The organism is Cystobacter fuscus, assembly GCF_002305875.1.
GTDB classification, from domain to species: Bacteria; Myxococcota; Myxococcia; order Myxococcales; family Myxococcaceae; genus Cystobacter; species Cystobacter fuscus_A.
In genome coordinates this window covers 9,678,050-9,702,100 of sequence record NZ_CP022098.1, presented here as the reverse complement: position 1 = coordinate 9,702,100, position 24,051 = coordinate 9,678,050, and the positions used below count along the sequence as shown (strand labels likewise).

Here is a 24,051-nt window from a genome sequence, read left to right as displayed (position 1 = left end):
CGTCCCGTCAGTTGGTGTGGAAGCGCGCGAGCACGCACGTGACGTTGTCCGTGCCGCCCGCGGCGTTCGCCAGGTCGATGAGCTGCGAGCACGCCGTCTCCAGCTCCTCCGTGCGCGCCAGCAGCTCCTGGATCTGCGGATCCGTCACCATGCCGGACAGGCCGTCCGAGCACAGCAGGAAGATGTCGTCCTGCTGGGGCTCCACCTTCGTCACGTCCACCTGCACCAGCTCCTTCATCCCCAGCGCCCGGACGATGACGTTCTTGTGGGGGAAGTTCTCGATCTCCTCGGGCGTGAGCTTCTTGGCCTTGAGGTAGTCGTTGAGCAGCGAGTGGTCCTCGGTGAGCTGCTTGAGCACGCCCTGACGGAAGAAGTACACCCGGCTGTCGCCCACGTGCCCCACGTAGGCCGAGTCCTTGGTGAAGTGCACCGAGACGATCGTCGTCCCCATGCCCTTGTACTTCGTTTCGTTGCTGGCCTTCTCGTAGATGCTCTTGTTGGCCAGCTTGATGCCCGTGGCCAGCCGGTTCTCGTCGTAGTTGCGCGCCTTGTCCATCTTGAAGGGCCAGGTGGCGTCCTGATCCTTCGCCGTCATCCGGAAGAACTCGGCCAGCTCGTCCACCGCGATCTTCGAGGCGATCTCCCCCGAGGAATGTCCGCCCATGCCGTCGGCGACGCAGCACAGGTTCTCCTCCGGCAGGATGAGGTAGTTGTCCTCGTTGTGGTTGCGCTTCATCCCGACGTGGGTGTGGCCAACGACCTCAATGCGCATGCTCGGGAATTCTCCAGCGTGTCCATGTATGCGTGGACGGAGGAAGTAGGTTAACAAAGCGTCCCAAGGAGGGTCAAAACCCAAGCGCTCCAGGTTGAGGTGCCCCCCCGGCGGCTCACGGGACGGGCTCGAACACCAGCTTGTCCCCCTCCCGCGTCCCACTGGCCTCCAGCGTCCCCGCGGGCAGCTCCAGCACCGATTTCGCCTGGAAGTACACAGACGTCGCCCGCCAGGGTGGAAGGGCCACCAACTGCTTGACGATCACCCCGTCCAGGTCGAGGAAGGCCACGTCGATGGGGATGCGCATGAAGAAGGTGTGGATGGAGTTACAGGGCGCGATGTGCATCCCCTCGCCCAGCGCCAGCGAGCGCCGCCCCATCAGCCCCACGAATCGGTCCCGGAAGCTCGTGGCCCGCTCGGCGCGATCCGCCAGCAGGCGGTCTCGTGTCACATTGTTCACTCTCAGGCGCATGTCGCGCTTTCTACTCCAATGCTCCAGCCCCTGGCGCGCCCCTTCCACCTCGTCCTCGTCTCCCCGCAGATTCCCCCCAACACCGGCAACATCGCCCGGCTGTGCGCCGTCACCGGCTGCCGCCTCATCCTCGTGGAGCCCCTGGGCTTCTCCATCGATGACCGGCACCTCAAGCGCGCCGGGCTCGACTACTGGGACAAGGTCTTCCTCAAGCTGTACCCGGACTACGGCGCCTATCTGGCCGAGTGGCCCTCGGCCAGGCGCTGGCTCTTCTCCGCCCGCGCCGCTACATCCCTGTACGCCGCGCGCCTCGAGGAGGGAGATCACCTCGTCTTCGGCTCGGAGACGCAGGGCCTGCCCCCCGAGGTGATGACCGGGGGCTCGGGAACGGCCGTCACCCTGCCCATGCTGCCCGAGCGCCGCAGCTTGAACCTGTCCACCGCCGTGGGCATCGCCGCCTACGAGGCCCTGCGCCAGGTGGGCTTCGGCCTCCCGGGCGGGCGGGCGGACACGCCGAGTTGAGAGGAGGGGCGGAGCGACTACACTGAGGCCCGCATGTCCGCTTCGCAGGTCGCTGAAACCCTCTACTCCGCCCACAAGTCCCGCGCCACCGGCCGCCTCACGCTGAGCGCCGGCGGCCGGCAGTCGCTGCTGTTCCTCCAGGGAGGTGACCTGGTGGGAACCCGGCTCGGCTTCGGCTTCCAGACCCCGGTGCAGGCCCTGGTACAGGCTGGCCGCATCCACGCCGGACTGCTGGATGCGCTCTGGGCCCGGGAGAGCGCGGGCTCCCCGGACGAGGACCTGCTGGAGGAGTTGGGACTGGAGCCGGGCAGGGTGGCCGAGCAGCAGGTGCTCGCCGAGGTGCGGCGCCTGAGCCAGCTCGCCGAGCATGCCGCTTTCGAGGAGGACGGGATCGAGGCGATGTTCCGCCCCATCGCGGGCGCGCGCGTCGTGCGTGCCGCGCTGGAGCCCGTCGAGGGCGAGCCCTCCGCGCCACGCATGTTCCGCTGCGCGGATGCGGCGGCCTGCGCTCCCTGGGTGTCGGGCGAGGACGAGATGGCGTTTCTCTCGTCGTTGGTGGACTTCAAGAGGTTGGAGGGGCTGACGCTCGGCTCGCGGACGCTGCTTCATGTGCTGGAGCGTGAGGGCCTCGTCGAGTCCTTGTCCGTCGAGGACTGGATGGCGCGCGAGAACGCGCGACGGGAGGAAGAGGCCCGGTTGGCGGAAGAAGCGCGGCTGGCCGAAGAGGCGCGACGGGCGGAAGAAGCCCGGTTGGCGGAAGAAGCGCGACGGGCCGAAGAGGCGCGACGGGCGGAAGAGGCTCGGTTGGCGGAAGAAGCGCGACGGGCCGAAGAGGCTCGGCAGGCGGAAGCCGCTCAGCTGGCCGAAGAGGCGCGACGGGCGGAAGAGGCGCGGCGGGCGGAAGAAGCTCGGTTGGCCGAAGAGGCGCGACGGGCGGAAGAAGCCCGGTTGGCCGAAGAGGCTCGGTTGGCCGAAGAGGCTCGGTTGGCCGAAGAGGCGCGACGAGCGGAAGAATCGCGACGGGCGGAAGAGGCCCGATTGGCGGAAGAAGCCCGGCTGGTCGAAGAGGCCCGGTTGGCGGAAGAGGTTCGGCTGGCCGAAGAGGCGCGACGGGCGGAAGAAGCCCGGTTGGCCGAGGAGGCTCGGCTGGCCGAGGAGGCTCGGCTGGCCGAGGAGGCTCGGCGGGCGGAAGAGGCCCGGTTGGCGGAAGAAGCGCGGCTGGCCGAAGAGGCGCGGCTGGCCGAAGAGGCGCGACGGGCGGAAGAAGCCCGGTTGATCGAAGAGGCACGGCGGGCCGAAGAGGCCCGGTTGGCCGAAGAGGCCCGGTTGGCCGAAGAGGCGCGACTCGCGGAAGAGGCGCGACGGGCGGAAGACGCACGACGGGCGGAAGTGGCCCGTTTGGCGGAAGAGGCGCGACGGGCGGAAGAAGCCCGGTTGGCCGAAGAGGTGCGGCGGGTCGAAGAGGCTCGGCGGGCTGAGGAGGCGCGACGGGCTGAGGAGGCTCGGCAGGCGGAAGCCGCTCGACTGGCCGAAGAGGCACGACTCGAGGAAGAAGCCCGGTTGGCGGAAGCCGCTCGACTCGAGGAAGAGGCCCGGTTTGCCGAAGCCGTGCGACTGGCTGAGGAGGCCCGGCTGGCTGAAGAGGCACGGCTAGCGGAAGAGGCCCGGTTGGCGGAAGAGGCCCGGCAGGCTGAAGAGGCTCGGTTGGCGGAAGAGGCCCGGCTGGCGGAAGAGGCCCGGTTTGCCGAAGCCGTGCGACTGGCTGAAGAGGCCCGGCAGGCTGAAGAGGCCCGGTTGGCGGAAGAGGCCCGGCTGGCGGAAGAGGTCCGGTTTGCCGAAGCCGTGCGACTGGCGGAAGAGGCCCGGCTGGCGGAAGAGGCCCAGCAGGCTGAAGCCGCGCGACTGGCCGAAGAGGCCCGGCTGGCGGAAGAGGCCCAGCAGGTCGAAGCCGCGCGACGGGCGGAAGAGGTCCGGCAGGCGGAAGAGGCCCGGCAGGCCGAGGAGTCATGGCGTCGAGCGGAGGAGTGGGCACGCCTCGCGGAGACCGCTCGTGTCGCGGAGGCGCGAGGTCCTGTCGAAGTCTCGCAGTTGTCGGATGTGGCTCAGCTCGCCGAATTGGCCCAACTGGGAGACGGGGAGTTTTTCTTCACCGCGGCCCCGGTCACTCCTGAAGTGCCTGAGTCCAGTTCGGGTCCGCAGATCGAGGTGTCGCTCGCCGACATCGCTCCTTCGTCCGAGGGCTGGTTCAATGCCTTCCCGGATGCGGCCGTGCCTCCCCCCGAGGAGAACATCGCCGTGGACTTCGAGCTCCCGGTGGCCGCCGAACTGCCCGGGCACGAAGACACGGAGGGGCTCCGACTGGCGCGTGCGCAGGCCGATGCCGCGCGGATGCAGGACATGCAGGAGGCACTGCGTCGGACGGGGAGCAGTCCTCCCGAGGACTGGCTCATCGAGGAGCCCGTTTCCACCCCCGGCGAGGGGGTCGCGGCGTTCGTTCCCACCACCGCGGAAACCGTCACGGCACCTGTTCCCCCATCGCCCACGCTCGTGGCTCCCGCTCCAGAAGAATCCTGGGACATGCTCACCGCCACCGATTGGTCCGAGCCCCTCATCACTCCGCCTCCCGTGGCCGTTCCGTCCCGAGCCGTTGCTCCTCGTGCCGACGTCCCGCCAGGGCTGCGCTCGCCCTCGGCTGGCGCTCGCCCGTTCACGACCTCCGTTCCGCCGGGCATGCGTTCGCCCTCGGCTGGCGCCCCTCCGTCCGCTCCTCGTCCACCCGCTCCGGAATCGGTCGTTCCTCCGAACCTGTCCACGCGGGGTATTCCTCCCGCTGCTCCTCCTCCCGCTCCCCAGGGCGTCCAGGCCCCGCGTCCCATGCTCGAGGACGCCCAATGGGGCAGCATGGGGTTCGGCAAGTCCCAGCCGGGCGAGGCTCCGGGGGACATCAGCGCTTCGTTCGAGGCCGCGCTGCAGCAGGTCGACGGTCAACTGGAGTCGTTCGTTCAGGTCGAGGTGCCCTCGGCGGCCGTCGTTGCCGCCCCGCCTCCCGCCGAGCCGGTTTCCCAGCCCGTGGTCGCGTCGCCCGCTGCCGCGCCGCTGATCGATGAGGCCGACTCGCTCGCGGAATGGGTCGATCTGCCCTTCGAGAACGAGGCTCCGAGCCCTCCCGCTGGCGACCCGCGGGCCGTCGAACCTCAGCCCCCGCCTCAGCGGGCCATGGACATTGGAGCCCGTCCGGTGTCTGCGCCGGTACTCTCGCCCACTCCGCCAGTGCCCGCGCCCGCCGCGGCGTCCGCGCAGGGCCTCGACGAGGAGCAGCAGCTCGCCCAGCTCATCGAGAAGCGCTACGCCGACGTGCAGTCCAAGCAGGATTACTTCTCCCTGTTGGGACTCGCCATCGGCCCGGACGTCAAGCGCGAGCAGGTGAAGACGGCCTTCGTCGCGCTCGCCAAGCGCTTCCACCCGGATCGTCTGCCGCCATCGCTCTCCGCGCTCGCTCCGCGCATGACCCTCGTCTACGAGGCCGTCCGCGAGGCCTATGACGTTCTCTACGACGACGCGAAGCGCGCGGCCTACCTCCAGGAGCTGCGCTCCAAGGGCTCGTTCCAACCGCCGCCGCAACGGTCCTCCGGGGAAGATCCCAACGAGCTCTTCAAGGCGGGGGAGATCTTCTTCCGCAAGCGCGACTTCGTGGCGGCGGCCGACCATTTCGACCGCGCCTTCCAGGCCGAGCCCCGCGCCGTGTACCTGGCCGCTCGGGGCTGGGCCATCTACATGGACCCCCAGCGCAAGGCCGAGGTCTCCCGCGCCAGGCAGATGATGGCCGAGGCGCTGAAGATGGATCCGCGCTGCGACCGGGCCCACTACCAGCTCGGGGTGATTGCCCGGGTCGAGGGCGACATGGAGCGCGCCGAGCGGCACTTCCGCGAGGCCATCCGTGCGAGTCCCAAGCATCTGGAGGCCAACCAGGAGCTGCGGCTCATCGAGATGCGCAAGAAGAATCCGCCTCCCACCAAGAAGGGTGGCCTCTTCCGCTGAACCGCGCCGGGAGGGCTCGCCACGTCCGGGTTCCCGGTGTCCGGCCTCGCCGGGCACGTGCTCGTCCTCCTGGATGCTCGGCGAGTTCCCTCTCCCACGACCATTGACAGCCCAGGAGAGCGGGCCCGATCATCCCGCTTTCTCGGCGCCGGCCTTCCCTGGTAGGCCGTCCGCAGCGAAAGGCAATCGAACGTGGCCAAGCAGCACCTGCTCCTGGTCGATAGTGACCCGAAGAGTCTCCGTGTCATGGAGGTCAGCCTGAAGAAGGCTGGCTTCTCCGTCACGACCGCTGTTCACGGCAAGGACGCGCTCGAGAAGGTGCAGATCAGCACGCCGGACCTCGTGCTGTCCGACACGAAGATGCCCGAGATGGACGGTCTGGAGCTGTGCCGGACGCTCAAATCCGAGGAGCGCTACAAGCACATTCCCTTCGTCTTCCTCACCAACCAGAAGGCGGTCGAGGCCAAGGTGAAGGGCCTGGAGATGGGGGCGGACGACTATCTGACCAAGCCCATCTACATCAAGGAGATCGTCACCCGCGTGACGATGATCCTCCAGAAGGCGGACAAGGAGCGCATCGAGCGGCGCGAGACCACCAAGGGTGGGTTCGCGGGCAACCTGGTCGACATGGGCGTCGTGGACCTGGTGCAGACGTTCGAGATCGGCCGCAAGACGGGCACCATCTCCATCAAGGGCGATCGCGTCGCCACCATCTACTTCAAGGAAGGCCGCGTCATCGACGCGGAGATGGGTCGGCTCAAGGGCGAGAACGCCTTCTACCGGCTGCTCAACGCCACCGAGGGCGAGTTCGAGGTGCAGTTCTCCGCGCTGGATCGCTCCGAGCGCATCGAGGTCTCCACCCAGGGCCTGCTCATGGAGGGCATGCGCCGGCTGGACGAGTGGGGCCGCATGCTCGAGCAGCTGCCGCCCCTGGAGACGGTGTTCGAGATCGACTACCACCAGCTGGCCGATCGGCTCTCGGAGATTCCGGACGAGGTCAACGGGCTTTTGCGCCTCTTCGATGGCAAGCGCACCCTGAGCCGCGTGGTGGAGGACTCGGACTTCGACGACCTGGCGGCGCTGGGCATCATCAGCAAGCTGTACTTCGAGGGCCTCATCCGCGAGCTGGGCAGTGTCTCGCAGGAGCCCGTGCAGAGCGGCAAGCCGGGCATCGAGGAGTGGCTGCACAACGCGCCCGCGCCGAGTGCTCCCGTCGAGCCGGCGCCGGCTCCCGCGCCGACTCTCGCGCCCGTGCCCGAGGCCCCCACGCTCATGGTGGAGGCGCCCGTCACCGCGGCGCCCGTCGTGCCGCCGGCCCCCGAGGTGCGCGCCTCGCTCCCGCCGCCCTCCGAGGCGGAGGTTCCCCCGCGGCTCGCCAACGTGGTCGTCTTCGAGTCCCGGCGTCGCTCGCCCTCCGCTCCCGAGGCGGACATCATCGCGCCCCCGCGCACCGCCGAGGGCTCCTCGTTCCTCGTGGATCCCGCCCCCGCGCACCGTGCCAAGGAGCAGGCGCAGCGCAGCCTGCTGCTCGATTGGAACCGGGTGGATGAGGATGGCCTCGGCTCCACGGGGGGTTGGGGCCCGGGCTGGTCCCCGGCTCCGCGCGCTCCGGCTCCCGTGTCCGCCGCCGGAGCCACGGCCGCTTCCACGGCGGCTTCCATGTCGCTCGGGGAGTTGTCCTCCTCCTCCATGTCCCGGGGTCCCATCTTCGGAGGGGCCGCGGTGGAGCCCAATCCGCTGCCCGTGGTGCTTCCTCCCGAGCCCGCGGGTCCGGCGGAGGAAGTCACCCTGGTGTCGAGCGCGGTGATCGAGCCGGCTCCGCCGCCGGTGTCCGAGCCTCCGGCGCCTGTCGAGGCTCCCATGCCCGTGCTGGAGGTCCAGCCCGAGCCCATGCCCGAGCCGGAGCCCATGCCCGTGCTGGAGCCCATACCGGAGCCCATGCCCGAGCCGGAGCCCATGCCCGTGTTGGAGGCCCTGCCGGAGCCCGTGCTGGAGGCCCTGCCCGAGCCCATGCCCGCGCCGAAGGTGGAGGCTCGGCCCGAGCCGAAGCCCGAGCCCCGGCCCGAGCCGAAGGTGGAGGCCCGGCCGGAGCCCAGGCCCCGTCCGGTGCCGTCGGAGCGCAAGCCGGAGGCGCCCGTCGCGCCGAAGCGGACGGGCCTCTTCATCGGCGTGGGGGTCGCGGTGATCGCCCTGGCCGCCGGGGTGGTGGTGATGACCCGATCGGGTGGCGAGAGCACGCCTCCGCCCGCGCCGGTGCCGAGCACCGTGCCCGCCTCCACGGCGACTCCTCCCAAGACGCCCCCTCCGTCCGAGCCCAAGCAGCCCGAGCCGCCGAAGCCGGAGGCCCAGGCCCCCGCCCAGCCAGCGACGCCCCCCACCGGCGCCGCCGCGGCGAACGGCACGCCCCCGGTGGAGGACACCAAGGAGCCGGTCGCGGGGACGGCCGCGCCGGATCCCGAGGCCCAGTACGCCGAGCTGGTGCGCCAGGCGCGCAAGTCCCTGGCCGGCGAGCGTTATCAGGCCGCGGCCCGGAGCTACCGTCAGATGCTCACGCTCAAGCCGGATTCCACCGAGGCCAAGGCGGGACTGGGCATCTCGCTCGTGCGCGGCGAGACGGGGCAGTACCGGGAGGCCATCGAGTTGCTGGAGAACGTGACGCGGGAGCAGCCCCGCAACGCCAGCGCCTGGCTGTTCCTCGGCGTGGCCCGCGAGCAGTCCCGGCAGAACAAGAAGGCAATCGAGGCCTACAAGCGCTATCTCACCCTGGAACCCTCCGGGAAGTACGCTCCGGACGCGCGGGCCTCCCTCAAGGTGCTCGGCCAGTAGGCGCGACGGCGGGCTCCTGGTAGAGAGGTGCCCTTGCTCGTACTCGGACTCGAAACCTCCTGTGATGAAACCGCCGCCGCCCTCGTCGAGGACGGTCGGCGGGTGCTCTCCGACGTCGTCTCCACCCAGGTGGACATCCACCGGCGATGGGGTGGGGTGGTGCCGGAGCTCGCCAGCCGCAACCACGTGATGCAGGTCATGCCCGTGCTGCACGAGGCGCTGACGCGCGCGGGCAAGACGCTCGACGACGTGGACCTCATCGCCGTCACCTCGGGCCCGGGCCTCATCGGCGCCCTCCTGGTGGGCGTGCAGGTGGCCAAGTCGCTGAGCCTCGCCACCGGCAAGCCCTTCGTGGGCGCCAACCACCTCGAGGGCCACCTGCTCGCCATCCGGCTGCTGGAGGACGCCCCGGAGCCGCCCTTCCTCGGGCTCGTGGTGTCCGGAGGGCACACCAGCCTCTACGAGGTGCGCGACTATGGCCACTACCGGCTGGTGGGCAGCACCCGCGACGACGCCGCGGGCGAGGCCTATGACAAGACGGCGCGCATCCTCGGCCTGCCCTATCCGGGGGGCCTGCCCATCGATCAGCTCGCCCAGAAGGGCAACCCGGAGGCCATCCGGTTTCCCCGCGCGCTGCCCGGCGCGGAGAACTTCGACTGGTCCTTCTCCGGGTTGAAGACGGCGGTGCTGCACCACGTGAAGAAGCACGGCATGCCCGAGGGTCAGGCCCTGGCGGACCTGTGTGCTTCCTTCCAGGAGGCGGTGGCGGACGCGCTCAGCCGCAAGTTCGTCGCCGCGGCGCGTCGGCTCGGCCTGCAGCGCCTGGTGGTGTGCGGCGGTGTGGCGGCCAACTCGCGTCTGCGCTCGCTCTGCCTGGAGCGCGCGCGGGAGCGCAACCTGAAGCTCTTTCTTCCCCCGGTGCGGTTGTGCACGGACAATGGCGCGATGATCGCCGTGGCGGGCTACGAGGCCTGGAGGCGGGGACTGAGGGGTGACTTCAGTCTGTCCGCGGATCCCGCCTGGCGCATGTGAAGGGAGAGACTCCGTGGAGACACCTCGTGAAATCCTCCAGCGCCACGGCCTGAGGGCCAAGCACAGCTGGGGGCAGAACTTCCTGGGAGATCCGGACGTGCTGGAGGCCATCGCCGACGCGCTGGAGTTGCGCGAGGGCGAGCCCGTGGTGGAGCTGGGTCCGGGCCTGGGCCACCTCACGCGCTTCCTGGCCGCCACGCGCGCGGCCGTGACGGTGGTGGAGAAGGACCGCGACATGATCGCGGTGCTGGAGAAGGAGGCCATCCCCGGGGTGCGCGTGGTGGATGGCAACGCGGCCACGGTGGACTTCGCCGAGGTGGCGGGTGCTCCCGAGGTGAAGGTCGCGGGCAATCTGCCCTACCACCTGACGAGCTCCATCCTCTTCCAGGTGCTCGAGCAGCGCGAGCACGTGACGCGCGCCGTCTTCACCCTGCAGAAGGAAGTGGTGGACCGGCTGTCGGCGGAGCCGGGTGGGCGGGAGTACGGGTTGCTCACCGCCATCCTCGGCCTCTATTTCAGCGCGGAGAACCTCTTCGACATCGAGGCGGAGCGCTTCCATCCGCCGCCCAAGGTGGACTCGGCGGTGCTGCGGCTCATCCGCCGCCCCGAGCCCCTGGCGCCGGTGGTGGATGGCGCGCGCTTCATCCGCGTGGTGAAGGCGGGCTTCGCCCAGCGCCGCAAGACGCTCATCAACTCGCTCAAGTCCGACAAGTCGCTGGGCACGCACGAGCAGCTCCTCGCGGCCCTGGCGGCGGCGGGCATCGATCCCACGCGTCGCGCGGAGACGCTCTCGTCCGTGGAGTTCGCCGCCCTCGAGCGCGCGCTGGGACCGGTGGAGGAGGGGCGCGGCGCGTGATGAAGCCCCTGCCCGTGGAGACCCTGGAGCCCATCCTCCACCGCTTCGGCGTGGTGTACGCGGTGTTCGCGCGCGTGGAGGGACAGGTGCTCCTGCAGTGGGGAGATCCGGCACCCATTCCGGTCCTCGACGAGAACGCCTTCGTGGGCGCCACGCGGGACATGGCCCGGGTGTACCGCTCGTTGGATAGGATGTTGCTGCCGCAGATGGACGTACAGGGTGAGCACCTGGGCATCCGCTCCAAGGTGGGCGATCAGGTGGTGTACGCGCTCTTCTTCGAGACGCGGCGCTTCGAGGCGGCTTCACCCGTGGAGCGGCTTCGCACCGAGTACTCGTTCTGCAAGTCCCTGAGCAACGCCGTGGACACCGTCCTCCTGGGCTGGCTGGCCGCGCGCTGAGCGGGCTCGGGGGCCCTGTGCTCAGGGGCCGCCGAACACCTTGGCCAGCTCGCCCTGGTGCGCGAGCCAGGCGCGGAACTCCTCTTCGGACAGCCGCATGCGCGCGAGCACGCCGCGGAGGATCTCCTCCGGGGAGCGCTCGCGCTGGCGCTTGAGCTCCAGGGCCATCTTGAGCAGGGCCACGCCGTAGAGGGGATCCGGCGGAGGGGGAGGCTCGGTCGTGCCGGTGGCCGGGGCCGGGGAGGGCTCCAGCTCGGTGATCGTCCTCGCTCGCTGACGTCGGCTCATCGCTCCAGGTCCTCGCGTGTCCCGCTCGCTTCCGCGCGTGGGCATCCCTGGTAGTGGACGCCTCTTGGGCCGTCAAGCCCGGCGTGCCCGCGAGGAGCGCGAACATTGCCCGCTCGCGGGTCCCGTGCTCTTATCCCCGCCCCACCGTGGGCAGTGGCCGTGGGGCCGCGCTTCCGGGTGGAGTTCCAGCGGAGTTCGGGAGGTCTCGAAGCGGATGGACAACCGCTACATCGTGGTCGAGGGGCCCATCGGCGTCGGCAAGACGAGTCTCTCCAACATCCTCGCCGAGCGTTTCGGCGCGCGGCGCGTCTTCGAGGTCGTCGAGGAGAATCCCTTCCTCGCCAATTTCTACCTGGACCGGCAGAAGTACGCCTTCCAGACGCAGATCTTCTTCCTGCTCTCGCGCTTCAAGCAGCAGCAGGCGCTGTTCCAGACGGACCTGTTCCAGTCGGTGACGGTCAGCGACTACCTGTTCGCCAAGGATCGCATCTTCGCGTGCCTGACGCTGGACTCGCACGAGCTGGCCCTCTACGAGCGCGTCTTCGAGGCGCTCGCGCCGCGGGTGACCCGGCCCGATCTGGTCATCTACCTCAAGGCCCGCCTGGACGTGTTGCTCCACCGCATCAAGAAGCGGGGCCGCGAGTTCGAGCGCCAGTTCGACGCGGGCTATCTGGAGGAACTCGTCCACGCCTACAACGACTTCTTCTCCCGCTACACGGAGACGCCGCTGCTGGTGGTGGACACGTCGGACATCGACTTCGTCCACGACGAAGGGGACCTGAAGGGTCTGCTGGCGTCCATCGACCAGGCGCGGGTGTCGCAAGGTAAGCGCGCCTGAGCGGCGCCCGTTCGCCCGCCCGGTTTCAAAGAGGACCCCACGGCGTGCTCAAGGGCGTTAGAGTGTTCCTCGGTGGCCGTCCAAGGCGATCCCCCTCGGGGACGCTGAAGGACGTCCATGCTCGCACCGCAGGAACCCTACCCCTCACCACAGGAGGTGAACCGTGAAGGACAAGGTCACCATCCATACGCTGAAGCGCCAGAAGCAGGCCGGCCAGAAGATCTGCATGGTCACGGCCTACGATGCCACCTTCGCCCGGCTGTTCGACGAGGCCGGAGCCGACGTGCTGCTCGTCGGAGACTCGCTGGGCATGGTCGTCCAGGGTCATGACTCCACCCTCCCGGTCACCATGGATCAGATGGTGTACCACTCGGCCATGGTCGCCCGGGGCACGAAGCGGGCGCTGGTGGTGGGCGACCTGCCCTTCATGAGCTACCAGGTGTCGGCGCAGGAGGCGGTGCGCAACGCGGGCCGCCTGGTGGCCGAGGGCAACGTGGGCGGGGTGAAGCTCGAGGGAGGCGCGGAGTTCGCCGACGTCGTGTCGGCCATCGTGCGCGCCAGCATCCCCGTCATGGGGCACCTGGGCCTCACGCCGCAGTCGGTGCACAAGATGGGTGGCTACGTGGTGCAGGGCCGCGACGAGGACGCCGCGCGCAAGATGGTGGACGACGCCCTCGCGCTGGAGCGCGCCGGGTGCTTCGCGCTGGTGCTCGAGGGCGTGCCGCTGGACCTGGCGCGGCAGATCACCCAGAAGCTCACCATCCCCACCATCGGCATCGGCGCCGGCAAGCACTGCGATGGCCAGGTGCTCGTCTGCTACGACCTCTTGGGGATGAATCCGGACTTCAAGCCCAAGTTCGTCAAGCGCTTCACCAACCTGCACGGCTCCATCACCGAGGCGGCGGGCGCCTACTTCTCCGAGGTGCGCGCGGGCAACTTCCCGGACGAGGAGCACTCCTTCAAGGGCAAGCAGCCCGTGCGGTTGATGCCCACGCAGCCGGCCGCCACGGAGGCGCTGCCCGCCGAGGTGGGTGACAAGCTGGGTCCCATCTACGGAGCCCCGGTCTAGCCCATGGCCCCGCTCGTCCTTCGCACCGTCGCCGAGACCGTGGCCTGGGTGGAGTCGCTTCGCCGCTCGGGCCGGAGCCTGGCCCTGGTGCCCACCATGGGCTACCTGCACGAGGGCCACCTGTCGTTGATGCGCGAGGGACGCCGCCGGGCCGACGTCGTCGCCGCCTCCATCTTCGTCAACCCCACCCAGTTCGGTCCCAACGAGGACCTGTCCCGCTACCCGCGCGACCTGGATGGGGACCTGACCAAGTGCGCCAGTGCCGGCGCGGAGGCGGTGTTCACCCCCGAGCCGGCGGAGATGTACCCGCCCGGCTTCCAGACGTCGGTGACGGTGGGGGAGGTGAGCCAGGGCCTGTGCGGCGCGCGCCGGCCCGGCCACTTCCAGGGCGTGGCCACGGTGGTGACCAAGCTCTTGTGCCTCTTCAAGCCCCGGGTGGCGCTCTTCGGGGAGAAGGACTACCAGCAGCTCCAGGTCATCCGCGCCCTCGAGCGTGATTTGTGCCTGGGGGTGGAGATCGTCGGCCTGCCCACCGTGCGTGAGCCGGACGGGCTCGCCATGAGTTCGCGCAATGCCTACCTGTCGCCGGAGGAGCGTCACCGGGCGCTCGCCCTGTCGCGGGGAATGGCGGCCGCCCAGGCGCTCCACCAGCGGGGCACCCGCGAGGCCACGGCGCTCGTCGACGTGGTGCGCCGTGAACTGGCGGCGGCGGGGTTGCGCGAGGATTATGTGGAGCTGGTGGATGCCACGTCGTTGAAGCCGCTGTCGGCCGTGACGCCGGGGCAGCCCGCGAGGATGATCGTCGCGGCCTTCGCCGGGAAGACCCGGCTCATCGACAACCAGCCCATCGGCGGCTAGAGGGACACGCGCGAATGTCGGGTGCGAAGGGTAAGGGTGGCGGGAAGAGCGGCACGGGTGAGCCCGGCATCAAGATCATCACGGAGAACCGCAAGGCGCGCGCCAGCTACTCCGTGGACGAGAAGCTGGAGGCGGGCCTGATGCTCACCGGCAGCGAGGTCAAGGCGCTGCGGGCGGGCACGGTCAACCTGTCGGACGCGTACGCGCTGCCCAAGGGCGACGAGCTCTTCCTGCTCAACGCCCACATCGGCACCTACAACCCGTCCAGCTTCTTCTCCCACGAGCCCCTCCGGGGCCGGAAGTTGCTGCTGCACCGCGAGCAGCTCGATCGGTGGATGGCGAAGGTGCGCGAGCGCGGCTATTCCATCATCCCGTTGCTCATGTATTTCAAGCAGGGCCGGGCCAAGGTGGAGCTCGGGCTGTGCCGCGGAAAGACCCACGAAGACAGACGGCAGGACATCAAGGAACGGGAGACGAAGCGGGAGATGGACCGGGCGATGCGCCGTCGCTGAGACGCCCCCCCTCCCGCCGGCGACGGCGATGGACAATAAGGTTCCCGAGAAGAAGGCGCGGTTGCTCGCCGCGCTCGACAAGGGGATGGTGATGATCCACCTGGACGCGCGCCGTCCGGGGGTGCTCGTCCCCCACTCGCTGCGCAATGAGTCCCACCTGCGCCTCAATCTCTCCTACCGGTTCGATCCGCCGGACCTGACGGTGGGGGAGTGGGGCGTGCGCTGCACGCTGAGCTTCTCGGGGAGCCGCTTCAAGGTGGCGGTGCCCTGGTCCGCGCTCTTCGCCGTCACCAGCCACGTGACGAAGGAGTCCTGGGCCTATCCGGACGACATGCCGATCGAGCTGCTCCAGCAGTCGATGGTGACGACCAAGGTTCCCGAAGGGGTGCCGGAGCCGGCGAGCCCGCCCCCGGCGCCCGTGGAGCGTCCCCGGGCCGTGCTGCGCGAGGTGCTGCCTCCGCCCGAGTCCGAGGCGCCGCTGCCGCCCTCCGAGGCCGAGGGCCCCAAGGACGAGCCGCCCGAGCCCCGGCGGGGCCACCTGCGTCTGGTGAAGTGAGGCGCGGGCTTCCGGGCCCGCCCTCAGCGCTTGAGCTGGATGTCGAGCGACTCCGGCTGGCTTCCCGTGAAGGTGCCCTTCCAGGGCTTGTAGCCCTTGAGGGTGAGCCGCACGGGGATGGACTGCTCGGGGTAGGTGTTGTCGATGAACAGGGGCGTGGTGCCCACCACCTTGCCGTCCACGCTCACCGTGGCGCCCGTGGGGGTGCTCTGGATGGAGAGGATGGCGGTGGGGGCCGCGAGGCCCAGGGGGGCGCGCACCCGCGCGAGCAGGGGCCCCGCGTGGGGCCAGGCCACCCAGAGTGCTCCTCCGATGCCTCCCAGCACGAGCAGGGTCGTCAGCAGGGAGCGCAGGCGTCGGCGCCAGGGGCCGCGCATGTCGACGGGCACATAGGTGTTCCCGGCCCGGGGGGCCCGCTCGGCGAGTCGCAGGGGCTCGGAGGGGGCGGCCCGTGGCCCGTCGAGCTCCAGCGGGGAGCGTTCCGCCCGGTCCGGTGTCTGGGGCGGGGACGCGAGCTCGAGCGGGGTGTCGTCCCGGCCGAGGGGAGAGACAATGGGAGGCTGCGTCTGACCGCACCGTGGGCACCGGGCTCCGTCCGCGGGAAGAGGGGCATGGCAATGGCCGCAGTGCGAGGCGAGCGGAGGGGGGGACGCGGGCGTGGTCCGGATGACCTGTCCACTCGTGCTGAGTGCGGGGCCGCCTGGCACTTCATCCCAGTCCTCCTCGGGGGGGAGTTCGGAGTCAGAAGGTTTCATGACGTCGGAGGGGAGGGTCGGGTGACGCAGGGTGTGGGTCTGCGCGTGGGGCTGCTCGGCGGGCGCTTCCTGCTCGAGCAGGGTCGGGGGCGGGTGGAGCTGGGCGATGAAGGCGGCCAGGGCGTGCGAACTGGCGGGCTCGCCGCTCTGGGCGAGGTAGCGCGACAGGGCCTCGGCCATGTCCTCGGGCCGGGGGAAGCGCTGGGCGGGGGCTCGGGCCAGGGCGCGGAGGATGATCGCGCTCAAGGGGGTGGGCACCTCCGGGAGGGGCGCGGGCTCCTGCTGGATGATGGAGAGGGCGAGCGCCATGGGCTCCGCCGAATCGCCCGGCTCGAAGGGATGGCGTCCGGAGAGCAGCTCATGGAGCACGACGCCGAGCGCGAATTGATCGCTCGCGGCGGTGGCGGGCTCGCCCTGGAGCACCTCGGGCGCGGAGTAGGGCAGCTTGCCCTTGAAGGTGCCGGGCTGGGTGCCCAGGGAGATGCCTTCCATGCGGGCGATGCCGAAGTCCGTCACCTTCACCTCGCCCTCGCGCGACACGAGGATGTTGGAGGGCGAGACATCGCGGTGGGCGGTGAGCACGGGGCGGCCCTCGTGCAGGCGGCGGTAGGCGTGCACGAGTCCGGCGAGCACCTGGGTGCCGATGAAGGCCACCAGGTGCGGGGGGAAGCGCTGGCCGTGGTGCAGGGCGTGGTCGAGCAGCACGCTCAAGTCCCACCCCTCCACCAGCTCCATGACGAGGAAGAGACCCTCGTCGCCGCTGCCCACGTCGTAGACGCTGGCGATGTTCTGGTGCTGCAGGTGCGTGGCGAGCCGCGCCTCGGCGAGGAACATCCGGGCGAGGGTGGGATCCCTGGCCAGGTGCGGCAGCATGCGCTTGATGGCCACGGGCTTCTCGAAGCCGCCCGCGCCCCGCGCCCTGCCGAGGAACAGCTCCGCCATGCCTCCCACGGCGAGCGGACGCACCAGACGGTAGCGGGACTCGTTCACGGGGCGCGCCTCCGGACGGCTCAGCCCCGGGGCTGGGTGAGCTCGCGCAGCAGCTTCCAGGGGTAGATGCCGGTGGAGTGCCCGTCACTGAAGACGAAGCTGAGCGCGTAGTTGCCCACGGGCTGCACCTGGGTGATGCGCAGCGAGGCGGGCACCTGGGACGCGTCCAGCGTGCGCTTGTTGGTCCACTCGTCCACGCACGCCGCGCACGGGCACTGCTGGCGCAGGTGCTGCGCGCTCGTGTCCGTCTTCAGCCCGTCTTCCCAGAGCAGGCGCAGGCGGAGGCCGTCCGCGGACGTCTCCGCCTCGGAGGCGGACAGGGGGCGCTCGGCGGGCTTGATGCGATCCCAGAAGCTCAAGACGATTCCTCTCTCGGGGCCAGGAGTCGGCCCGGGTGCTGCTTACCACCGGGCGTGGGGGGATGGGCGGCGGAAGGTGACGGCTTCACGACGCCAGCTTCACGGGCAGGCGGTGTCCCTCGACGCGCACGCCGCGCTTCTTGAGCACCCGGCGCAGCGCCTCCACCACGGCGGGGTCCAACTGCCGGCCGCTCAGGTTGTCGAGGATCTCCATGGCCTTCTCCAGCGGCATGGCCTTCTGGTAGGGGCGGGTGGAGGTGCAGGCGTCGAAGGTGTCCGCGCACCCGACGATGCGCGCGAGCAGGGGGATGTCCTCGCCCTTGAGCCCGTCCGGGTAGCCGGTGCCGTCCCAGCGCTCGTGGTGGCTGCGCACGCACGCGCGCATGGGGCCCAGGAAGCTGATGGGCTTGATGATGGTGTCGCCGATGTCCGGGTGGCCACGCATGACGGCCATCTCCTCGTCGGTGAGCCGCGACTGCTTGCAGAGGATGGACTCCACGATGCCGATCTTCCCGATGTCGTGGAGGATGCCGCCGAACTGCAACTGCTTGAGCTCGCGCTCGGACAGGCCCAGCTCCCGGCCGATCTCCACCGCCACGTCGCCCACGCGCTGGCTGTGGCCGCGGGTGTACGAGTCCTTGGAGTCGATGGAGTTGGCCAGCGCGACGATGGTTTCCAGGTAGCCCTGCTCGAGGCTCTCGTAGAGGCCGCGGTTCTCGTGGTCGTACGCGAGCAGCTGCTTGCTCATGTAGTTGAACGTCCGGGCCAGGTCGCCCAGCTCGTTCTTCTGGGGCACGTTGACCTCGAGGCCGAACTTGCCCTGGGCCAGCCGCAGCGCGCCCTCGGTGAAGCCCTTGAGGGGGCGGGTGACGCCGCGCGAGAAGAAGGCGGCGAGCCCCAGGGCCACCAGCGTGGCGGCGAGCACGGTGAGCAACAGCCGCCGCTCCATCGTCTCCACCTGCTTGTAGGCGAGCGCCACCGGTTGCTCGGAGATGATGGCCCAGGTCGGCTCGGCCAGCGTGGCGTAGGCGGCCACCACGGCGTCCGCGCCCTCGCCGAAGTTGCCCACGTGGAGGATGTCCGTGTCCTGCGTGCGTGACACGTCCTGGAGGAGGTAGGCCACCACGGGCCGCTTGGAGGCGTCCTGGTGGGCCACGAGTCCGCCACCGCCGGCGATCACCAGGCCCCGGGCATCGGTGAGGTAGACGAAGCCGGTGCTGCCCACGCGCTCCTGGGCGAGCATGGTCTGCAGCTCCCCGAGCGACACGTCCGCGGCGATGTAGCCCTGGATGGGCTCGCCCACGGAGATGGCGAACGTCACCACGGCCTCGCCGTCGGTGCGCCCCACCACGTCCGCGTAGCGCAGGCCGTTGAGCCCCTCGAGCAGCTCCATGGCGCGCGCCTCGTGCTCGGCGAGCGCCGTGGGGGGCACGTCATTGACGGCGAAGGCCTGCAGGCCCGGCAGCCGTCGGCCATCCAGTCCCAGGACGGTGATGGCCTGGATCTCCCGGCGCTGGTTGAGCACCGAGCGCAGGTAGGTCTGCTGCTGCTCCAGGGGGAGGGAGAAGAACTGGGGCACGCGCGCCATGCCCATCACCGCGCGCGTGGGCTCGGCCAGGAAGGTCTCCGCCTTGAGCTTGAGCTGCTTGACGCGCTCCTGGGCCATCTCCTGGGCATCGCGCACCAGCAGCTCGCGCGTGTCGGACACGGACAGCAGGCCCACCATCACCGTGGGCACCAGGCTGGCCACCAGCATCAACAGCAGGAGCGTCTTGAAGAGCCGCATGGGGGATGGACCTCCCTGCTACTTCCACTTCGAGGACTGCACCTTGACGCGCAGGCGCTTGGCGGGGACCTCCGCCACCTCCACCTCGAAGTCCCGCTCGGCCGAGGCCTCGGAACGCGAGTCGCGCGAGAGGGCACGCACGCTCCAGCGGTAGGTGCCCGCGGCGAGCGGCACCTGCAACTCGTTGCTCGGAGCGGGCATCACCCGGCGCTCGCCCTGGGCGGGCACCAGCTCCACCTCGTAGCTCTCGGCGCCCTGCACCGCCTTCCAGGAGATGAGCACGGGCTGCAGACCGCTCTTGACGGGCTTGACGCTCAGCCGCTGCTTGTCCTGGGGCTGGGTGGGGCGGGGCACGCCCAGCACCAGCCGCGGCGCCTGGCCCTTCTCCACCTGGACACTGGCCCCATCCTCGATGACCTGGGTGGTGCCGCCGCCCTCCACGGACACCCGGCCGGACACGGCCTTCACCACGGTGTCGCCCCGATCGTTCACCACCACGCTCAGCCGGGTGGGCTGGGCGGGACGCTCGGCGAGCCGCTTCCAGGCGTCGTCGGCCGTCTGCGCGGCCTCTTCGTAGCGCGCGCTGTGGAAGTGGGACTCGGCCTCCTTGAGCTTGGCCAGGGCCTCCTCGTGCTGGGGCGAATTGGGATCGGACTGCTCCACCGAGTTGCGCGCCGACTTCAGCGCCATCTGCGCCCGCTCCCGATCGGGCCCTGGCAGCTTCAGCTTCGTGCCGGGCACGAGCGTGTCGCCCTTCAACTTGTTGATCGCCTTGAGCTCACTGGCTCCGTCGCGGCCCAGGGTCCGCTCGGCGACCTGGTCCAGCGACTCGCCGGCGCGAACCTCGACCTCGCCGGGCGCGAGGGACAGCAACGCCATCAGAAGGTAGAGCCTCATTGGAACACGATGTCCCTTCCGGCCCGGACCGTGGCCGCGGGGGTGGTGACGGAGAGCGCCTGGCGCGAGGAGTCCTCCAGCTCGGCGTCGACCCGTCCGCGCAAGACCGTCAGGTCCGTGCGCTCCTGTCCGGGGCGGGGCCGCGTCTCCGCGATGCCGATCAACGCGTCCTCGCCCAGGTTCACCACGCTGCCCTGCACGAAGACGACCTGCGCTCCAGCTCCCGCCACGGTCCGTACCTTGTCATTCTCGAAGAGCGCCATGCCTTCCTGGGCGGGGAGCCATTCGTCTCCGGCCGCGCGTTTGACCTTCACGTCCCCATGCATCCCCTTGAGCTGGGCGCGGCGCACCGGGGGCGGTACGGCCGGCACGTGCACCGGCGCGACGGGCTTCTCGTCGGCGGGGCAGGCCACGCCGAGGGCCGAGAGGGCGAGGACGAACATCATCGAATACCAGCGGTTGTTCACGGGGGGTCCAGCCCTCAGTGTACCGGGGAATGCAACCGGGACCCAGGGGGGCATGCTCCAACCGCCTGGTCGCTTCATTCCAGTCGACGGTGTTGCAGGCAAGGCAGATTTCGCCGGATGCGCGCGAGCAGTTCGGTATCCATCGCTGCCACGGCGAGCCCTTCTCCCTCGGAGGCCCGGGCTGTCACCAGTCCCCAGGGATCCACCACCATGGCATGGCCCCAGGTGACGCGCTGGGGCGAGTGCCGCCCGCCCTGGGCCGGGGCGAAGAGGTAGCACTGGTTCTCGATGGCGCGCGCGCGCAGCAGCACCTCCCAGTGGTCCTTGCCCGTCATCAGCGTGAAGGCCGCCGGCACGGCGAGCAACGTGGCGCCTCCCGTCGCCAGGCGCCGGTAGAGCTCGGGAAAGCGCAGGTCGTAGCAGATGGACAGCCCCAGCCGTCCCACCTCGGTGTCCGCCACCACCACCTCGTTGCCGGGGGCCACCGCCGCGGACTCGCGGTAGGGCTTGCCATCGCCCACGTCCACGTCGAACAGGTGCATCTTCCGGTACACCGCCAGCCGCGAGCCATCCGGGCCGAAGACGACCGTGGTGTTGTAGAACCGACCTCCCGGCGCCCCCTGCTCGAGGATGGAGCCGGCCAGGAGGGTCACCTTGCGCTCGCGTGCCAGCTCGGCCATGCGCGAGAGCGAGGGGCCGTCGAGCGTCTCGGCGGCGGAGGCCCTCTCCTCCTCCGGGCCCATCCAGCTGAAGTTCTCGGGCAGACCGACGAGTCGGGCTCCCAGGTCGGCGGCCCGCTGGACGAGCCGGGCGGCCGAATCGAGGTTGTGGGTCTTGTCCGCGGTGGACACCATCTGGGCGGCGGCGATGAGGTGCATGGCGCCGTTATAACCGCCTCCTTGTCGCGGAAACCCCGGGAATCCTTGTGCCCGGGGGGAGTGTTTTGCTGACGGAGCATGGGGTGCGTCTTCCTTTACACCCCGAGGTGGCGTGTGCTAGGGACGCCGCCGACATTTTTCGACGCAGTTCCTCGAAAAGTGGGCCGTCCGTGCCCGCTTTTCGTGTTTTTGGGAGTCCGGAGTTTTCGAAGCGGCCTATGGCGGAGAACATCAAGCAGACGGTGGAGGCGAGGGCACAATCGGTGCTCGAGCCCATCGTTGCGGGCGAGGGGCTGGAGCTCCTCGAGGTGGAGTTCGTCCGCGAGCACGAGGGCTGGGTCCTGCGCCTGTTCATCGACAAGCCCGGTGGGCGGGTGGGCCTGGATGAGTGTTCGCAGGTGTCGCGGGCGGTGGACACGGTGTTGGACGTGGAGGACCTGATTCCCCACGAGTACAACCTGGAGGTGTCCAGCCCGGGCGTGAACCGTCCCCTGAAGAAGCCGCAGCATTACGAGCGGGTGAAGGGCCAGCGGGTGAAGGTGAAGACCTTCGGGCCCATCGGGGAGCCGCCACGCAAGAACTTCACCGGCACGCTCACCGAGGTGGCGGCCGACGCCATCAGCGTGGACGTGGAAGGAGCGGGCAGCTTCCGCATCCCCTTCAAGGACATCGCCAAGGCCAATCTGGAGTTCGAGTTCTAGCAGTCCACATACAGGGGGCGCCCTCGCGCGGGCGCGCCCGTGGAACCTTTTGGAGAAGAAGATGCCCACGCCAGCCAATCCCACCATCAACCTCAACCTCGTCCTGGACCAGGTGGCCAAGGACAAGGGCATCGAGCGGAGCGTGCTGATCTCCACGCTCGAGGACGCGATGACGACCGCGGCCAAGAAGCACTTCGGCCAGGAGCGCAACCTCGAGGCCAAGTACGACGCCGAGAAGGGCGTGGTGGAGCTCTTCCAGGCCATCACCGTGGTGGAGATCATCACCGATCCCATCCAGGCGGTGAACCAGATTCCCCTCGACGAGGCCCACAAGAAGGGCATGGAAGTGGAGCCGGGCGACGAGCTCGTGTTCCAGATCTTCTACCGGGACGAGGACGCCGAGGAGGCCAAGGCCCAGGACAACCAGTACGGGGACATCCTGCGGCTCAAGACGTTCCGGCGCGGCTTCGGGCGCATCGCGGCCCAGACGGCCAAGCAGGTCATCCTGCAGCGCACCCGCGACGCCGAGCGCGAGAACGTCTTCAACGAGTACAAGGACCGCAAGAACGAGATCGTCACCGGCATCGCCCGGCGCTTCGAGCGCGGCAACATCATCGTGGACCTGGGCCGCGCCGAGGCGGTGCTGCCGGTGCGCGAGCAGGTGCCGCGCGAGACGTACCGCGCGGGTGACCGCGTCCAGGCGTACGTGCTCGACGTGCTGCGCGAGTCCAAGGGCCCGCAGATCGTCCTCAGCCGCGCCTCGGTCAACCTGCTCACCAAGCTCTTCGAGATGGAGGTGCCGGAGATCGCCGAGGGCATCGTGGTCATCGAGGCGGCGGCGCGCGAGCCGGGCGGGCGGGCGAAGATCGCCGTGTCCAGCCGCGACGCGGACGTGGATCCGGTGGGCGCGTGCGTGGGCATGAAGGGCAGCCGCGTGCAGGCGGTGGTGCAGGAGCTGCGCGGGGAGAAGATCGACATCGTCCCCTTCGACGAGGACCCCGCGCGCTTCGTGTGCTCGGCGCTCGCCCCCGCCGAGGTCAGCCGCGTCATCATCGACGAGGCCAACCACGCCATGGAGCTCATCGTGCCGGACGACCAGCTGTCGCTGGCCATCGGCCGCCGGGGCCAGAACGTGCGCCTGGCCGCGCAGCTCACCGGCTGGAAGCTGGACATCAACAGCGAGAGCCGCGTGCGCGAGATGCGCGAGTTCGCCAACCGCTCCCTGGGCGCGCTGCCCGGCGTCAACGAGATGCTGGTGGAGACGCTCTACGCCCACGGCTTCCGTCAGGCCAAGGACATCGCCGAGGCCAATGCGGAGGTGCTGTCGCAGATTCCGGGCGTGGATCCCTCGCGCGTGCCGGCCATGCAGGAGGAGGCGCGCAAGCAGATGGGGCTGGACGCCGCGGAGCTCTCCCGCATGGAGCGCGAGCGCGAGCAGGCCCGCCAGGCCGAGGCGCGCCGTCATCCGGACGAGCTCAGTCAGACCGAGCGCATGGCGCGTGTCAGGGGCATGGGCGAGAAGGCCATCGAGCAGCTGGTGCTGGCCGGGTACAAGTCGGTGGAGGACATCGCCAACGAGAAGGACCTGGCCCGGCTGGGGGACGTGCCGGGGGTGGGCATCAAGAAGGCCCGCCAGCTCAAGAGCGCGGCGGAGAACTATCTGGTGGAGGAAGCCCGGCTCCGGGCGGAACTCAACGCGGAACGGGGCTCGTCCGCCTCCTCGCCTTCCGCCGAGCCGGCGGGCGCTTAGTTCGCGGTAATGTCGTAAGCTCGCTTGGATGGCTGAGGGGATGCGCCTGAAAGCCCGCTCCAGTACTAATAGTAGAGAAGAGTTGCCGGTGGGGGCCGGACCGGTGCGAAGCTGCATCGGGTGCGGCGCGAGGCGTGGCCAGGAGGAACTCATCCGATTGGGGGTGGGGCCTGAAGGGGGCGTGGTGGTGGATGGGCGGAGGAAGCTCCCTGGACGGGGGGCCTATCTTTGTGGGGTGGGGTGCCTGGCGGCGGCGGTGAAGCGGAAGGCCTTCGGTAGGGCCTTCCGGGGAAAGGCGGGTCCGGTCGACCCGTCGCTCCTGGGACAGGCGCTGGAGTCGGTCTCGGGCCGGGGTGGAGCGACCGGAGGGAGTGGGCGTTAGCACCCACTCACACACGTTTTTGGATTAGGGTGCTGCGCCTGGTAGCCGG

At 69.8% G+C, this 24,051-nt stretch carries 23 protein-coding genes; 14 read left to right on the top strand and 9 right to left on the bottom strand.

Annotation, left to right across the window (positions count from 1 at the left end):
• Nucleotides 1-7: 7 nt before the first annotated feature.
• Nucleotides 8-772 (bottom strand): Stp1/IreP family PP2C-type Ser/Thr phosphatase, encoded by a 765-nt coding sequence (locus CYFUS_RS39245; RefSeq protein ID WP_095989850.1) that lies wholly within the window; start codon nt 770-772, stop codon nt 8-10.
• 115 nt (nt 773-887) lie between these two features.
• A complete protein-coding gene (locus CYFUS_RS39240; protein ID WP_095989849.1) occupies nt 888-1,244 on the bottom strand; it encodes a DUF192 domain-containing protein in 357 nt (118 codons plus the stop codon).
• A gap of 18 nt (nt 1,245-1,262) precedes the next feature.
• On the opposite strand from CYFUS_RS39240, the gene CYFUS_RS39235 reads away from it, so the two are divergent.
• From CYFUS_RS39235 to CYFUS_RS39210, 6 genes are all read left to right on the top strand, one after another.
• On the top strand, nt 1,263-1,766 hold the full coding sequence (locus tag CYFUS_RS39235; protein WP_002627018.1) for a tRNA (cytidine(34)-2'-O)-methyltransferase: 504 nt from the start codon (nt 1,263-1,265) through the stop codon (nt 1,764-1,766).
• Between the two features lie 33 nt (nt 1,767-1,799).
• Nucleotides 1,800-5,804: a J domain-containing protein gene (locus tag CYFUS_RS39230; protein ID WP_095989848.1), complete on the top strand. Its 4,005-nt coding sequence runs from the start codon at nt 1,800-1,802 to the stop codon at nt 5,802-5,804.
• A 192-nt stretch (nt 5,805-5,996) separates the two neighbouring features.
• Nucleotides 5,997-8,630, top strand: a complete 2,634-nt coding sequence (locus CYFUS_RS39225; protein WP_095989847.1) for a response regulator — start codon at nt 5,997-5,999, stop codon at nt 8,628-8,630.
• Between the two features lie 33 nt (nt 8,631-8,663).
• A complete protein-coding gene (gene tsaD, locus CYFUS_RS39220) occupies nt 8,664-9,662 on the top strand; it encodes a tRNA (adenosine(37)-N6)-threonylcarbamoyltransferase complex transferase subunit TsaD (RefSeq protein WP_095989846.1) in 999 nt (332 codons plus the stop codon).
• A gap of 13 nt (nt 9,663-9,675) precedes the next feature.
• The gene (gene rsmA / locus CYFUS_RS39215; protein WP_095989845.1) at nt 9,676-10,518 is read left to right on the top strand and encodes a 16S rRNA (adenine(1518)-N(6)/adenine(1519)-N(6))-dimethyltransferase RsmA; all 843 of its coding nucleotides are present in this window, start codon (nt 9,676-9,678) and stop codon (nt 10,516-10,518) included.
• Nucleotides 10,515-10,916 carry a hypothetical protein gene (locus CYFUS_RS39210; RefSeq protein ID WP_157758917.1) on the top strand — a complete coding sequence of 134 codons (402 nt, stop codon included), beginning with the start codon at nt 10,515-10,517 and terminating at the stop codon, nt 10,914-10,916. Before rsmA ends, CYFUS_RS39210 begins: the two co-directional genes overlap by 4 nt.
• 21 nt (nt 10,917-10,937) lie before the next feature.
• Here CYFUS_RS39210 and CYFUS_RS39205 read toward each other — a convergent pair whose 3' ends face one another.
• On the bottom strand, nt 10,938-11,204 hold the full coding sequence (locus CYFUS_RS39205; RefSeq protein WP_095989843.1) for a hypothetical protein: 267 nt from the start codon (nt 11,202-11,204) through the stop codon (nt 10,938-10,940).
• A gap of 214 nt (nt 11,205-11,418) precedes the next feature.
• On the opposite strand from CYFUS_RS39205, the gene CYFUS_RS39200 reads away from it, so the two are divergent.
• From CYFUS_RS39200 to CYFUS_RS39180, 5 genes are all read left to right on the top strand, one after another.
• Nucleotides 11,419-12,042, top strand: a complete 624-nt coding sequence (locus tag CYFUS_RS39200) for a deoxynucleoside kinase (protein WP_095989842.1) — start codon at nt 11,419-11,421, stop codon at nt 12,040-12,042.
• A 163-nt stretch (nt 12,043-12,205) separates the two neighbouring features.
• A complete protein-coding gene (gene panB / locus CYFUS_RS39195; RefSeq protein ID WP_095989841.1) occupies nt 12,206-13,111 on the top strand; it encodes a 3-methyl-2-oxobutanoate hydroxymethyltransferase in 906 nt (301 codons plus the stop codon).
• 3 nt (nt 13,112-13,114) lie between these two features.
• On the top strand, nt 13,115-13,969 hold the full coding sequence (gene panC, locus CYFUS_RS39190) for a pantoate--beta-alanine ligase (RefSeq protein ID WP_095989840.1): 855 nt from the start codon (nt 13,115-13,117) through the stop codon (nt 13,967-13,969).
• 14 nt (nt 13,970-13,983) lie between these two features.
• On the top strand, nt 13,984-14,481 hold the full coding sequence (gene smpB, locus CYFUS_RS39185) for an SsrA-binding protein SmpB (protein ID WP_095989839.1): 498 nt from the start codon (nt 13,984-13,986) through the stop codon (nt 14,479-14,481).
• Nucleotides 14,482-14,509: 28 nt separating this feature from the next.
• The gene (locus tag CYFUS_RS39180; RefSeq protein WP_095989838.1) at nt 14,510-15,037 is read left to right on the top strand and encodes a ClpXP protease specificity-enhancing factor SspB; all 528 of its coding nucleotides are present in this window, start codon (nt 14,510-14,512) and stop codon (nt 15,035-15,037) included.
• A 23-nt stretch (nt 15,038-15,060) separates the two neighbouring features.
• On the opposite strand, the gene CYFUS_RS39175 is transcribed toward CYFUS_RS39180, so the two are convergent.
• From CYFUS_RS39175 to CYFUS_RS39150, 6 genes are all read right to left on the bottom strand, one after another.
• Entirely contained in the window at nt 15,061-16,782 is a 1,722-nt protein-coding gene (locus tag CYFUS_RS39175; protein WP_095989837.1) for a protein kinase domain-containing protein, read from the bottom strand.
• A gap of 20 nt (nt 16,783-16,802) precedes the next feature.
• Nucleotides 16,803-17,141 carry a DUF971 domain-containing protein gene (locus CYFUS_RS39170; protein WP_095989836.1) on the bottom strand — a complete coding sequence of 113 codons (339 nt, stop codon included), beginning with the start codon at nt 17,139-17,141 and terminating at the stop codon, nt 16,803-16,805.
• Between the two features lie 85 nt (nt 17,142-17,226).
• Nucleotides 17,227-18,927: an HD domain-containing phosphohydrolase gene (locus tag CYFUS_RS39165; RefSeq protein WP_095989835.1), complete on the bottom strand. Its 1,701-nt coding sequence runs from the start codon at nt 18,925-18,927 to the stop codon at nt 17,227-17,229.
• Nucleotides 18,928-18,945: 18 nt separating this feature from the next.
• Nucleotides 18,946-19,806: a LysM peptidoglycan-binding domain-containing protein gene (locus tag CYFUS_RS39160; RefSeq protein WP_095989834.1), complete on the bottom strand. Its 861-nt coding sequence runs from the start codon at nt 19,804-19,806 to the stop codon at nt 18,946-18,948.
• A 14-nt stretch (nt 19,807-19,820) separates the two neighbouring features.
• The gene (locus CYFUS_RS39155; protein ID WP_198316983.1) at nt 19,821-20,270 is read right to left on the bottom strand and encodes a FecR domain-containing protein; all 450 of its coding nucleotides are present in this window, start codon (nt 20,268-20,270) and stop codon (nt 19,821-19,823) included.
• 95 nt (nt 20,271-20,365) lie between these two features.
• Nucleotides 20,366-21,169 (bottom strand): carbon-nitrogen hydrolase family protein, encoded by an 804-nt coding sequence (locus CYFUS_RS39150; RefSeq protein ID WP_095989832.1) that lies wholly within the window; start codon nt 21,167-21,169, stop codon nt 20,366-20,368.
• A gap of 218 nt (nt 21,170-21,387) precedes the next feature.
• Here CYFUS_RS39150 and rimP point away from each other — a divergent pair, with 218 nt between their 5' ends.
• The 3 genes from rimP to CYFUS_RS39135 all read left to right on the top strand — a co-directional run bounded on the left by rimP (nt 21,388) and on the right by CYFUS_RS39135 (nt 24,002).
• Entirely contained in the window at nt 21,388-21,870 is a 483-nt protein-coding gene (rimP, locus tag CYFUS_RS39145; protein ID WP_095989831.1) for a ribosome maturation factor RimP, read from the top strand.
• Nucleotides 21,871-21,931: 61 nt separating this feature from the next.
• Complete coding sequence (gene nusA / locus CYFUS_RS39140; protein WP_095992501.1) at nt 21,932-23,620, top strand: transcription termination factor NusA; 1,689 nt, start codon at nt 21,932-21,934, stop codon at nt 23,618-23,620.
• A gap of 28 nt (nt 23,621-23,648) precedes the next feature.
• On the top strand, nt 23,649-24,002 hold the full coding sequence (locus tag CYFUS_RS39135; RefSeq protein ID WP_332468318.1) for a YlxR family protein: 354 nt from the start codon (nt 23,649-23,651) through the stop codon (nt 24,000-24,002).
• Nucleotides 24,003-24,051 lie beyond the last annotated feature (49 nt).